Source organism: Micromonospora rifamycinica, assembly GCF_900090265.1.
Lineage (GTDB): Bacteria > Actinomycetota > Actinomycetes > Mycobacteriales > Micromonosporaceae > Micromonospora > Micromonospora rifamycinica.
Window position 1 is genome coordinate 1,529,915 of sequence record NZ_LT607752.1, and the last position, 12,186, is coordinate 1,542,100.

Below are 12,186 nucleotides of genomic sequence, written 5' to 3' on the forward strand. Positions count from 1 at the left end.
GGCGGGTACGACACCCCGCCCGCCGGCCGGGGCCGGGCTCGACTCAGAAGCGCGCCCAGTCGTCGGCGGCCGGCCGCCACACGTCGATGTTGCGCGGGTCCACCGCCATCCGACGCGCCCGGTGGGTCTCGTGCTCCTCCGGGGTGAACACCCGGTGCCGGTCGCACAGCTCGTAGCGCGGCCCGTGCCGGGTGTCATGCATGTAGAAGGCGATCGACGTGGACGCCGAGTGGTTGACCAGGTCGGACGCGATCGGGATCTGCTTGTACTGCGCCCGCGCCCGGCCGCGCATCACGTGGTCGAAGCTCTTCATCATGAAGCACAGGTGCGCGACGTAGAACTCGTTGTTGCGCTGGATCGCCAGGCTGTGGTGGTAGCGGTCCTCGCTGCGCAGGAAGACCGTGACGTCGCCGACGTGGTCGGACTCCAGGAAGCCGAGCACCTTGGTGTAGAACGCCAGCGTCTCGTCGTACTTGTCGGTGGCGAGGAACGGGTGTACCAGGTCCAGCGGGCGCAGCTCGATCAGCGGCGGCTCGGCGTACTCCTGGAACTCGGTGAACAGCTCGACGATCAGCCCGTTGGGGTCGCGGACGGCGAAGCCCCGCTGGACCAGGCCCTTGACCCGGTCGGCCAGCTCGAACACCTCGTGCCCGGCGGCGGTCACCCGCTCGCGCAGGTCGTCGAGGACGGCGTCGTTCTCGACGCTGAACCCGACCGCCGTGGTCCACGACTCGGTACGCTGCGGCGCGGCGACCAGTTCGATGCTGTGGTGCTCCAGGTCGGCGCGGAGGAACGCGTACTCGTCGTCGTGCTGCTCCAGTTGCAGCCCGACGTGGTATTGGAGGAACTCGATGGAGGCGGCCAGGTCGGGCACCTCGATCCGGGCGTACTCCATGCCGTACGGCCCACGGCGGCGGGCGGTGGCCTCGGTGGTCATCTGTGACCCCTCTCGATGGGCTGGGTGTCCCCGGCGGTGGGGAGACTGACGATGGCCTGACGCTCGATGACCGGCCGCCAGCGTTCCCGGACGAACCGCTCGTGCGAGTCGCTGTGCAGGTAGTCGAGCAGGTCCTGCTCGGTGGGGAACTCCACGACGAAGCCGTGGGTCATGCTGGTGTCCCGGGTGCTGACGTTGACCCCGCTGCGCCAGTTACGCATCGCGGGGTACCGGCTCGGGAAGGTCTCCAGCTCGGCCAGGACCGACTCGGCCGCCCCGGGCGGCAGGTCGTCGCGGAACCGGAAGACCAGGATGTGGGTGATCATGGCGGCCGGCTCAGAGGATGAAGCTGAGTCGGGCGCCGGGGTCCATCGACTCCATCACCGGCACGGCACGGCGCAGCCGGAACCGCAGCCCGTCCGGGTCGACCTTGAGCACGTGCTCGTACCGGCCGACGTAGGTGTAGGCGCCGCCGTCGCGGTAGCGGTGGATGAGGAAGTTGGCGCTGATCCAGACGGTCTCCGCGCCGGCCTCCAGCAGCAGCACGTTGGAGATCATCCGGTGGGTACGCGAGTGCGGGTTCTCGGCGTGCGCCTTGCGGCTCTTGAGCCGCTTGACCCGGGCCTGGATCAGCTCGTAGTCGTCCGCGACGAAGTACCCGGCGGTGGTGGCGTCCCAGCCGGCCCAGTCGGTGGTCGGCACCTCCAGCCGGCCACCCGGCTCGATGAGGGTGAGCCACTCGTCGAGCCGCCACTCGTCGAGCAGTTGGGCCTCCCGGTAGAGGAAGTCCTCCACCTCGGCCCGGGTCACCTCGCGCGATGCCACACTGACCACTCCCCCACGGCTGCCTGCCGTCGTCGACGTCACGCTCACTTGCCCGCACCTCCCGTGGCGGGTCCGGCGGCGGGCGTACCGGCCGGCGGGTCACCGGCCACGCTGGTGCTCGCCCCGACCACCTCGGCCCAGCGCCGCCAGAAGCTGCGCATCGCACCCTCGTCGATCGAACGGCCTTGGTTGCCCTGCTTCTCGTTGGCCATGCCCCGGGACATGTCGCTCCAGTCGTGCGCGGGGTCGACCGCATCGGCGGTCGCGGTGATGCCGCGCTGCACCGCCTCGTACGCCTCGATGTCGTCGGGGGTGGCCAGGCCGCCCGGCCCGACGAAGCTGACCATCGTCTTGATTCGCAGCGCGCGGACCGACTCCGGCTCGCCGACCTCGACGAACTGCCAGGCCCGCACGTCGGTGCGGTCGGCGGCGACCGGTTCGAGCTGCCGGATGGTCAGCGCCTCCAGGTCGAACAGCAGCAGGTTGGGGAAGACGAAGAGGATCCGGCTGGCGTCGGCCACCTCGGCGGCGAGTTCGGGGCCGAGCCGGGCCTCCAGCTCGCGGCGCTTGGCGACCGTGCGGGTCTTCTCCTCGTCGCCGAAGCGGGGTTCCCAGACCATGCCGATCCGGCCGTTGTGCCCGGTGAGCACCAGCAGCCCGTGACCGCCGCCGAGATCGTAGGCGTACTGGTCGTCGTCGGTGACGGCGAAGCCGGTCTCCCGCAGGTAGCCGACGAACGTGTTGTGGGTGGGGGCGAAGTGGTAGCCGTCCATCGCGTTCTCGACGGCGAGCTTCCAGTTGCCCTTCACGCTGTAGAGCTGCACGCCCGGCAGGGTGGTCATGCCGTGCTCGCCGATCTTGGCGGTCAACGACATGTAGTGCGCGGCCGGGCCGAGGTGGGTCAGCAGATCCGGCACGTCCGCGTCGAAGGCGACGAAGACGAAGCCCTCGTGGATCTGGAGCCGGGGCACCTGCCGCAGGGCCATCGACGCCCGGAAGGCGGGGTCGTCGGGGTACGCGTCGTCGCCGGGCAGCGCGGCCAGGTCACCGGAGTTGCTGAACGCCCAGGCGTGGTAGAAGCACTGGAAGAACTTGGTGTTGCCCTCGCTGTGCCGGCACAGCACGGTGCCCCGGTGGGTGCAGGCGTTGAAGAAGGCCCGCACCTGACCCTCGGCGTCCCGGCAGAAGATCAGCGGTCGACCGCCGAGGGTCCGGGTCTTGAAGTCGCCCGGCTTTGGGATCTCGGTCTCGTGACCGAGATAGAGCCAGGTGTGGTTCCAGATCCGGTCGACCTCGGTCCGGAAGACCTCCGGATCGCGGTAGGCCGAGCGGTGCACGCGGAACCGCAGCGCCTCCCAGTCCTCGTCGATCATCGCGCCGGCTGCACCGAGCGGACGTACCGGCGTCTGCTGCGCCATCACCTCACCGCCTTCTACGTCATGCGAGACAGCATCTCGCCACCCGATGCTGCTACTCCGCCCTGGCAACTGTCAAGAGCAGGGCAGACTCCGGCACCGGGTTACTCGCTGTTAATACGAACGCAACACGTACCTGCTGATTCGCCGGCCACGATGCCCCACATCCGACTCGGCCCGTCCGACCCGCCCGACCGCGGTCGCCGGCCCTCGGACGCGGCCCGCGCACCCCGTCGCCGGCCGCCGGCCACCCGCACCGGGCAGCGCCGTCCCGTCGCACCGCCAGCCGGTGTCACCCCTCCCGGAGGATGTCATGCTCCAGCCGCACAATGGCCCGATCGGTGGAACCCACTACCTGCCCAGCACCCCGGACACCTGTCTGTGGGGCCGGCTGCCCGACCGGCGGCACGAGCCCGTGCTGCGGGTCGGATCCGGCGAGACCGTGACCATCGACACCCTCAGCCACGAGGGCATCCTGGAGGACCAGGGCCGCGACCCCGTCGGCTACCTCAAGCAGTTCGACGTGCCCAGCGACCGGGTGCTCACCGACGCCCGCGACCTGGCCGCCTCCGACGTCGCCCACGACTACGACGCCGACGGCCCGCACGTGGTCACCGGCCCGATCACCGTGGCCGGGGCCGAACCCGGCGACCTGCTCCGGATCGAGGTGCTCGATCTGCTCGTCCGCGCCCCCTACGGCTTCATCAGCAGCCGGCACGGCTACGGCGCGCTGCCCGGCGAGTACCCGCTCACCCCCACCGACACCGGCCCGGCCGGCGACGGCCCCCGGGAGTACGGCACCGTCAGCCACTTCACCGAGGTGATCCACCACGGCGGCCGGCTGTTCGGCACCCTGCCGTACGGCGACGGCCGGGCGGCCCGCTTCCCGCTCGCCCCCTTCCTGGGCCTGATGGGCGTCGCCGTGGACACCGACGAGCCGGTCCACTCGGTGCCGCCCGGCGCGTTCGGGGGCAACCTCGACATCAACGAGTTGCAGGTCGGCTCGACCCTCTACCTGCCGGTGCAGCTGCCCGGGGCCGGCTTCTACGCCGGTGACCCGCACTACGCCCAGGGCGACGGCGAGGTGGCGCTGACCGCCCTGGAGGCGCCGCTGCGGGCCACCCTGCGGCTGTCGGTGATCCCCCGGGCGCAGGCCGCCGGCCTGGTCGGGGCCGTCGACGGGCCGTTCGGCGAGACCGCCACCCACTGGCTGCCGGTCGGCCTGCACGCCGACCTCGACGAGGCGATGCGGCGGGCCGTGCGGGCCGCCGTCGACTTCCTCGTCCGCACCCAGGGCATGCCGCCGCAGACCGCGCTGGCCTACCTGAGCGCCGCCGCCGACTTCGAGGTCAGCCAGGTCGTCGACGGGGTGAAGGGCATCCACTGCCTGATCCGCAAGGCCGACTTCCCGGCCCACTTCTGACCGACGGCACGGTCCCGGCCGGTGACGCCACGCCACCGGCCGGGACCGGCGGGTCACCAGCGGACCCGCAACCCCCCGGACGGCACACCCGCGTCCGTACCAGTGCGGGCGGCACCGCCGCCTGCGCCGCTCCGGGCGGCACCGCCGCCTGCGCCGGCCCGGGCGGCACCGCCGCCCACACCGGCCCGGACGGAAAGCGGCCACGCCGTCGCCCCCGACCGGGACAGACCGGGGGCGACGCGCAGCCGGCCGGAGCCGGGCCGCTCCGCCGCCGCGAACGGCACGACGGGCGGCAGGATCCGGGAGTACGGGTCAGGCGGCCGTGGGCACCTCGGCTCGGCGCGGGGCGGCAGCCATCGCCCCCGGCCGGGTGACGGTGACCGCCGCCGCCCGGCTCGCCCACCGGGCCGCCTCGTCGATCGCCGCGCCGTCGAGCAGCGCGTCGGCCAGGGCGGCGCAGAAGGTGTCCCCGGCCCCGGTGGCGTCCACCGCGTCGACCCGCTCGGCCGGCACCAGCCACTGCCGGTCGGTGGTCACCACCAGCGCGCCGTCACCGCCGAGGGTCACCACCACCGGCCCCCGGGTACCCAGGGTGCGGGCCATCGCCGCCAGGTCGTCGGTGCCGGCCGCTCCGGCCGGCAGGTTCTCGGTGCCGGCCGCGCCGGCCGGGGACCGGACGCCGGCCAGGGCGGCCAGCTCACCCCGGTTGGGCACCAGCACGTCGACCCGGGCCAGGGTCGCCGGGTCGACCGGGCGGGCCGGGGCGGGATTGAGCACCACCAGGCCCTCCGCGGCCCGGACCGCCTCGGCCACCACCGCGGCGTCGATCTCCTGTTGCAGCAGCACCGCCCGCGCCGAGCCGATCAGGTGCCGCAGCGGGGTCAGATGGTCGGGGGCGAGCCACATGTTCGCCCCCGAGCTCACCGCGATGGTGCTGTCGCCGTCGTCGGTGACCAGCACGATCGCCTGCCCGGTGGGGCGCGGGGCGCGCAGCACCGCGTCGGTGGCCACCCCCTCGGCGGCGAGCAGCCCGAGCAGCCAGTCCCCGTCGGCGTCGATGCCGACCGCGCCGACCATCGCCACCCGGCGGCCCAGCCGGGCCGCGGCGACCGCCTGGTTGGCGCCCTTGCCGCCGCCGGCCCGCCGGTGGTCGGCCGCGCCGAGCACGGTCTGACCGGGGGCGGGCAGCTCGTGCAGCGGCACCACCACGTCCACGTTGAGGCTGCCCACCACCACGATGTCGGTCATCGGGTCAGCCCTGCCCGGGACGCCAGGCGTGCGGCAGGAAGTCGGCCCGGGGCGGGGCGAAGACGTCCACGTTGATGCACGGGCCCTCGGTCGGCTCGATGTAGTGCTCCGCACCGCGCGGCACCAGCAGCAGCGAACCCGGCCCCATCGGGTGCGGCACCCCGTCGACGTAGTAGTTGCACCGGCCGCCGAGGATCAGCACCAGCTGGTCGAAGTCGTCGTGATGGTGCGGGTTGAGGTCCATCCCGACGCTGAGTTCGTGCCAGGCGAAGAGGACCTCGTCGGTGGCGTACACCTTGCGGCGCACCCCGGGCCGGACCTCGGTGGCCGGAATGTCGTCCCAGTTGACCGAGGTGCCGTACAGCTGCGGACTGAGCATGTGAACGCGTCCCTTCTCAGGCGGATCAGGCGGGTGCGGCGAGCCGACGCAGGCCGGTGCCGAGCAGCTGCAGGTCCGAGCCGACGACCAGGTACCGCGCGTCGGTCAGGCCGTAGCGGCCCAGCGCCCCGGCGGAACGGTCGGCGACCCAGCCGCCGAGGGCGGCACCGGTGGTGCGGGCCGCGTCGGCGATGTCCCCGGTTCGCCGCAGCAGCGGCCCCGGGTCGTCGCTGGTCGACAGGCCCAGGCTCACCGCCAGGTCGGTGGTGCCGACGAAGCCGACGTCCACCCCGGTCAGCAGGGCGGGCAGCGGGTCGTCGGTGGTCGCCGTCTCGATCTGCGCCACCAGGACGGGCGGGTGCTCGGCCTCCGCCGCCAGGTACCGGTCGAGGCCGTCGCCGCCGTACCCGGCGGACGGGTGGGCCAGGCTGATGCTGCGCCGCCCGTGCGGGGCGTACCGGCTGGCCGCGCGCAGCGCCTCGACGTCGGCCCGGCGACGGACGGTCGACAGCTGCACCCCGACGGCCCCGGCCTCCAGCAGTCGGTTGACCTGGCCGGGGTCCACCGCCGGCACCCGGACCAGCGCCGGCAGGCCGGCCAGGGCGGCGAGCCGGAGCTGGTCGGTGGCGGTGCGCTCGTCCAGCCCGGAGTGCTCCAGGTCGATCACCACGAAGTCGAGGCCGGAACGAGCGGCCAGGGCGATCACGTCGGCCCCGGGCAGCTTGACGAAGGTGCCGACGAGCTGCCCGCCGTCGCGCAACGTGCCCCGCAGCCGGGCCCGGGCGGCGTGCACGCCGGTGGACGGCGTCGGGTCGGCGGGCACGCCGGTGGACGGCGTCGGGTCGGCGTGCACGCCGGTGCTCGGCGTCGGGTCGGCGCACGCCGCCCCCGCTGCCGGCGGCCCGGCGGACACCGGTGGTGTCGACCCGGCGGACAGCTGCGGCGCACGCCCCGGCGGGGGCGGCTCCACGGCGGACATCAGCGGGTCACGCCCCGGTGGCGGGCAGGCCGCGCCACGGCACGGTCGGCACCTGCTCACCGGCGAGCAGCACCACGGCCGGGTCCAGCCGGGGTGCGGTGATCTTGTTACCGGCGGCGTCGGGCAGCACCGCCTCCTCGGCCTCGGCCAGCACGGTGACGTGGGCCGGGCCACCCTCGACCAGCGTGCCGTAGCCCTCGGCGTCGAGGCCGGTCAGCCGGGCCGGCGCGGAGGTCACCCGGGGCACCAGCTGCTCCAGGGTCATCCCCATCGCCCGCAGCTTGGCCATGCTGGTGACCAGGTCGAAGACCGGGCCGCGCCAGTTGCGGGCGCTGGTGTCGGAGGTGACCACGTCGGGCAGGAAGCCCTGCTCGATCGCCGGCCGGGCGACGGCGAAGCTGAGGTTGCTCTTGCCGTGGGCGGACTCGAACAGCACCCCGCGCTCACGGGCGGCGTACACCTCGGGCAGCACGGTGCCGTCGTCGAGGATGCCGTACGGCTTGCCGGTGTAGCAGTGCGCCACCACGTCGCCGGGGCGCAGCAGGGGCAGGATCACCGGCAGCGGCTCCGGCGTCTCGCCGATGTGGATCATGAGCGGCAGGCCCGCCTCGGCGGCCAGCGCCAGGGACCGCTTGAGCAGCGGACGCCAGTCCAGCCCGACGACGTCCTCGGAGAGCCGGATCTTGAAACCACGAACCCGGTGCGGGTTCGCCTCGGCCACCGCCAGCGCGTCCTCGGGGACCAGCGTGCCCGGGTTGATCAGCTCACCGAACCGGAAGTCGATCAGGCCGAGGACCGAGACGTTGAGGAAGTTCACCAGCCGCATCCGGGCCGGTGTGGCGACGTACTTCTCGAACGCGGCGAAGGTGGACGCGCCGACGGTGCCGGCGTCACAGGCCGCCACCACGCCCCGGTGCAGGTGCGCCTCGTCCGGCGGGGCACCCACCTTGGAGACCTCGGCGAAGATGTGGGTGTGCGCCTCGACCAGGCCGGGCAGCACGTACTGGCCGGTGCAGTCGACCACCCGGTCGGCGGCGGCGGCGAGGCCGGGCGCGATCCGGGCCACCCGGTCGCCGCTGACCGCGACGTCGGCGACCCGGCTCGCGCCGGTCTCGCCGTCGAACACCTGACCACCGGCGAGCACCAGGTCGTACCGGTCGGAATTCTCACTCATGACATCGGGCTCTCTGTGCGAAGCGGGTGGGTCGACGCGCTGACCGTGGTCGCCCCGGGGGCGGCCGGCGCGGCGTGGTCCGGGCCCTCGGCACGGAACCGGGTACGCAGGGGCAGCACCCCGGCGACGGTGACCTCCACCAGGTCGCCGGGGCCCAGGAAGCAGCCCCGGTCCTGGCCGGTGCCGGTCGGGGTGCCGGTGAGCACCACGTCGCCGGGTTCCAGCACCACGTACCGGGTGATCCAGGCGAGCAGGTCGGGCACCGGGAAGATCAGGTCGGCGGTGCTGGCCTGCTGGCGCAGCTCGCCGTTGACGGTGGTGCGTACCCCGATGGCGTCGCGGTCGGCGACCGCGCCCAGGCCGAGCACGGAGGCTCCCAGCGCGCCGAAGCCGGGGAAACTCTTGGCCAGGGTGGGGTTGCCGGTGGCGGTCATCACGTCCCGGGCGGTCAGGTCGTTGGCCGCGGTGACGGCGGCGAGGTGCGCCCAGACCTCCCCGGCCGGGGTGTGGTGCATCCGCGCGCCGACGACGAGGGCGACCTCGCCCTCGTAGTCGGGCTGGCTGCTGACCGAGTCGGGCAGCGGCACGGTCTGTCCCGGGCCGGAGCCGGCGCTGGGCGACTTGAGATAGAGCACCGGCCGGGTGGGCAGGGCGCGGCCGGTGGTCCGGGCCTTGCAGTGGTAGTTCAGCCCGACCCCCCACACGGCACGGGTGCCGGCCAGCGGTGGACGGAGGTCGCCGACCAGGGTCTCCAGCGGCAGCCGGCGACGGACCCGGGCCTCGGCGGCCGGGGCGAGCCCGAGGCCGGCGCGCAGCAGGGCCGCCACGTCCGGGTAGGGCAGGTCGAGCAGCTCGACGTCGTCGCCGGTGATCCGGCCCAGCCCGTACCGGGTGGCGACCAGGTGCACGTCGGTGGGCGTCGGGGCGGTCATGCCGCGTCCGAGGAGTGGCCGGGGACGGTGCCGAGCGCCGGGTTGACCAGCGGGGCCAGGTTGTTGACGGCGGCGGCGGCCTCGCCGAAGCCGACCGAGATCAGCCGGACCTTGCCGTCGTAGTCGGTGATGTCGCCGGCGGCGAAGACCCGGGGCAGGTTGGTCCGCATCGACCGGTCCACGGCGACGTGCCGGCGGCGCATCTCCAGCCCCCACCGCTCCATCGCGCTGAGGTCGGCGATGAACCCGAGCGCGGCCACCACCGCCTGGGCGGGCAGCGTCTGCCGGCCCTCGCCGCGCACCTCGGCCAGGTGCACCGCCTCGACGGTCTGCTCCCCGTCGATCCCGCAGACCTCGTACGGGGTGAGCACCCGCACGGTGGAGTCGTGCAGTTGGCTGACGCTGTGCTCGTGGGCGCGGAACTGCGGCCGGCGGTGTACCAGGGTGACGCTGCTGGCGTACGGCTCCAGGGCCAGCGCCCAGTCGACGGCCGAGTCGCCGCCGCCGACCACCACGACCTCCTGGCCGGCGAGCTCCTCCAGTCGGGGCACGAAGTAGCGCAGCCCCCGGCCGAGGTGGTCGTTGCCGACGGGCAGTTCCCGGGGGGTGAAGGTGCCGATGCCGGCGGTCAGCAGTACCGCCGCCGCCCGGACCTGGGTGCCGGTGTCGGTGCCGATCAGCACGTGGTCCTCGGCGCAGGTCAGCTCGACGGCGCTCTGCCCGAGCAGGAACGTCGGCTTGGCGGTGGCGGCCTGGGTGAGCAGGGCGTCGACGAGTTCCTGGCCCCGGACGGCGGGCAGCCCGGCGATGTCGTAGATCGCCTTCTCGGGGTAGAGGGCGGCGATCTGCCCGCCGGCCTCGGGCAGCGAGTCGATCACCGCCACGCTCATCCCGCGGAAGCCGGCGTAGTAGGTGGCGTAGAGCCCGGCCGGGCCGGCGCCGATGATCGCGAGGTCGACCTCGTGCCGTTCGGCCATCAGCCGGCGCTTTCCGCGATGGCCGGGTGGTCGTGGCCGACCCGGCCGATCTTGCGGGCGCCGCCCGGGGTACCGATCTCGGTGAAGAACTCCGCGTTGATCGGCCCGAAGCGGGCCCGGTCGGCGGGCAGATCGTCGAGGTGGAAGATCGAGGTGACCGGGCAGACCGGCTCGCAGCGCCCGCAGTCGACGCACTCGTCCGGGTTGATGTACATCATCCGGTCGCCCTCGTAGATGCAGTCCACCGGGCATTCCTCGACGCAGGACCGATCCTGTACGTCCACACATTCGTCGGTGACCACGTAGGTCATCGGTCCTCCTGCGGTTCGGTCGGCCAGCCGTCTCCGGTGCGACGCGGCAGGTCCGGGCGGGTGTGGCCGGTGCGGTGTGCCGGGCCCGTTCCGCGACGTCGCCGGGTACGGGGCGGTGTCGTTTGGTGTGAGGCCACGCTAGAGACTTGGCGCGGAGTATGTCAACATACGAGACGTCATCTTGAATGAAGTCAAGCAGACCGAGGAGCGCGAATGGCCGACGAGGTACCGGCGACCCTGCGCCACGCCGCCGACCAGGCGATCGACCCGGCAACCCTGCTCGACGCCCTGGCCGCGCTCGCCGCGCAGCCGAGCCCGTACGGCCGCGAGCGGGCCACCGCGCACCGGGTCGCCGACTGGGCCGCCGCCCGGTGGCCGGCGCTGTCCTGGCGGGTCGACCCGCTCCCGCGCACGGCGGCCACGCCGGACAGCGCCAACCTCGTCGGCGGATCCAGCCGGGGTGGGCACCCCGAGCTGCTGATCTACTCACACCTGGACACCTCGCTGACCGACGCGGCGGACTTCGACGCCCCGATCACCGGCCGGCGTACCCCCGCCCCGGCGCTGGACCTGCCCGGACCCGACGGCGAGGTGGTCAGCGGCTCCGGCCTCGGGGTGGCGCGGGCGGCGGCGGCCGCCGCCCTGGTCGGCTACGCCGCCGCGGCCGAGGCCTGCCGGGCCGCCGGCCGCCCGCACCGGCTGACCCTGCTGCTCGCCGCCACCGGCACCCACCGGCACGACCCCGACGCCGGGCCGGACGACGGCGTCGCGCCGGCCCCCACCACCGGCGGCGTACTCCATCACCTGCGCGACCGGCCGCCGCCGGCCGCCGCGATCGTGGCCAAGACCAGCCCGCCGGGCATCCTCACCGCCGAGCCCGGGGCGATGTTCCTGCGGGTACGGCTGTCCAGCGGCTTCCATCCGGCGCTGTTCCGGGACACCGCCACGCCCCCCGGCGGGCTGCTCGCCCACCTCGGGGTGGTCGTCGAGGCGCTGGAGGACTTCCGCCGCGCCCACCTGGCCCGCCGCACCGACCCGGACGCCCTGGTCGGCCCCGAGCTGGGCCTCGGGGCGGTCCGCGCCGGCCAGCCGGGCAAACCCGACCTGCTGCCCGGGGCGGTGGACCTCCACCTCTACCTGACCACCGTGCCCGGCGACGACCCGGCGGAGATCACCGACGCGCTACGGGCGATGCTGGCCCGGCGGCTGCGGGACACGCCGCTGGCCGGCTGCGGGCTGGCCGTGGCCGGTCACCCGGTCCACCCGTCGGCCGCCACCGCGCCCGACGCCGCGATCTGCCGGCACGCCGACGCCGCGTGGCGCACCGCCCACGGGCGACCGCCTACCCCGCTACGCGGCTGGACCGGGTCGACCGACGGGGTGGTGCTCCGCGGCCGGGGGGTGCCCACCGTCCGGCTCGGCCCCCCGGCGTTGCCACCCGACCCGGCCGACCCGCGCCGGGAGCGGTACGCGATGGCGGAACTGGTGCGTTTCGCCCGGCTGTACGCCGACATCGCCCTGCGGCACCAGCAGGCATCGACAGGCTGAGGTGTCATATGCCATGATACTGTCTCACTCTGCGCACA

At 73.9% G+C, this 12,186-nt stretch carries 13 protein-coding genes; 2 read left to right on the plus strand and 11 right to left on the minus strand.

Translation table 11 applies throughout. The features are described 5' to 3' along the window. Positions 1–43 precede the first annotated feature (43 nt). From GA0070623_RS06415 to GA0070623_RS06430, 4 genes are read right to left on the minus strand one after another with little or no spacing between them, the layout of a single operon-like run. On the minus strand, positions 44–937 hold the full coding sequence (locus tag GA0070623_RS06415; RefSeq protein ID WP_067309066.1) for a VOC family protein: 894 nt from the start codon (positions 935–937) through the stop codon (positions 44–46). Next, a complete protein-coding gene (locus tag GA0070623_RS06420) occupies positions 934–1,263 on the minus strand; it encodes a Dabb family protein (RefSeq protein WP_067309069.1) in 330 nt (109 codons plus the stop codon). The genes GA0070623_RS06415 and GA0070623_RS06420 overlap by 4 nt, the downstream gene beginning before the upstream one ends. Before the next feature lie 10 nt (positions 1,264–1,273). Then, a complete protein-coding gene (locus GA0070623_RS06425; protein ID WP_067309071.1) occupies positions 1,274–1,762 on the minus strand; it encodes an aromatic-ring-hydroxylating dioxygenase subunit beta in 489 nt (162 codons plus the stop codon). Positions 1,763–1,806: 44 nt separating this feature from the next. Continuing rightward, positions 1,807–3,180, minus strand: a complete 1,374-nt coding sequence (locus GA0070623_RS06430; protein WP_067309077.1) for an aromatic ring-hydroxylating oxygenase subunit alpha — start codon at positions 3,178–3,180, stop codon at positions 1,807–1,809. Positions 3,181–3,490: 310 nt separating this feature from the next. On the opposite strand from GA0070623_RS06430, the gene GA0070623_RS06435 reads away from it, so the two are divergent. Then, positions 3,491–4,600 carry an acetamidase/formamidase family protein gene (locus GA0070623_RS06435; protein WP_067309080.1) on the plus strand — a complete coding sequence of 370 codons (1,110 nt, stop codon included), beginning with the start codon at positions 3,491–3,493 and terminating at the stop codon, positions 4,598–4,600. Between the two features lie 312 nt (positions 4,601–4,912). Here the strand turns inward: GA0070623_RS06435 and GA0070623_RS06440 are convergent, their stop codons facing one another. From GA0070623_RS06440 to fdxA, 7 genes are read right to left on the minus strand one after another with little or no spacing between them, the layout of a single operon-like run. After that, positions 4,913–5,848 carry a ribokinase gene (locus GA0070623_RS06440; RefSeq protein ID WP_067309083.1) on the minus strand — a complete coding sequence of 312 codons (936 nt, stop codon included), beginning with the start codon at positions 5,846–5,848 and terminating at the stop codon, positions 4,913–4,915. Between the two features lie 4 nt (positions 5,849–5,852). Continuing rightward, complete coding sequence (locus GA0070623_RS06445; RefSeq protein ID WP_067309086.1) at positions 5,853–6,227, minus strand: cupin domain-containing protein; 375 nt, start codon at positions 6,225–6,227, stop codon at positions 5,853–5,855. A gap of 25 nt (positions 6,228–6,252) precedes the next feature. After that, positions 6,253–7,206 (minus strand): HpcH/HpaI aldolase family protein, encoded by a 954-nt coding sequence (locus GA0070623_RS06450; RefSeq protein ID WP_089003942.1) that lies wholly within the window; start codon positions 7,204–7,206, stop codon positions 6,253–6,255. A 7-nt stretch (positions 7,207–7,213) separates the two neighbouring features. Further along, positions 7,214–8,380, minus strand: coding sequence for a hypothetical protein (locus tag GA0070623_RS06455; RefSeq protein WP_067309092.1), 1,167 nt, complete (start codon positions 8,378–8,380; stop codon positions 7,214–7,216). After that, on the minus strand, positions 8,377–9,312 hold the full coding sequence (locus tag GA0070623_RS06460; protein WP_067309095.1) for a fumarylacetoacetate hydrolase family protein: 936 nt from the start codon (positions 9,310–9,312) through the stop codon (positions 8,377–8,379). Before GA0070623_RS06460 ends, GA0070623_RS06455 begins: the two co-directional genes overlap by 4 nt. After that, positions 9,309–10,289, minus strand: coding sequence for an NAD(P)/FAD-dependent oxidoreductase (locus tag GA0070623_RS06465; RefSeq protein ID WP_067309104.1), 981 nt, complete (start codon positions 10,287–10,289; stop codon positions 9,309–9,311). The genes GA0070623_RS06460 and GA0070623_RS06465 overlap by 4 nt, the downstream gene beginning before the upstream one ends. Then, positions 10,289–10,600 carry a ferredoxin gene (gene fdxA / locus GA0070623_RS06470; RefSeq protein ID WP_067309107.1) on the minus strand — a complete coding sequence of 104 codons (312 nt, stop codon included), beginning with the start codon at positions 10,598–10,600 and terminating at the stop codon, positions 10,289–10,291. The genes GA0070623_RS06465 and fdxA overlap by 1 nt, the downstream gene beginning before the upstream one ends. A 213-nt stretch (positions 10,601–10,813) precedes the next feature. On the opposite strand from fdxA, the gene GA0070623_RS06475 reads away from it, so the two are divergent. Further along, positions 10,814–12,148, plus strand: a complete 1,335-nt coding sequence (locus tag GA0070623_RS06475; RefSeq protein ID WP_089003943.1) for a hypothetical protein — start codon at positions 10,814–10,816, stop codon at positions 12,146–12,148. Positions 12,149–12,186 lie beyond the last annotated feature (38 nt).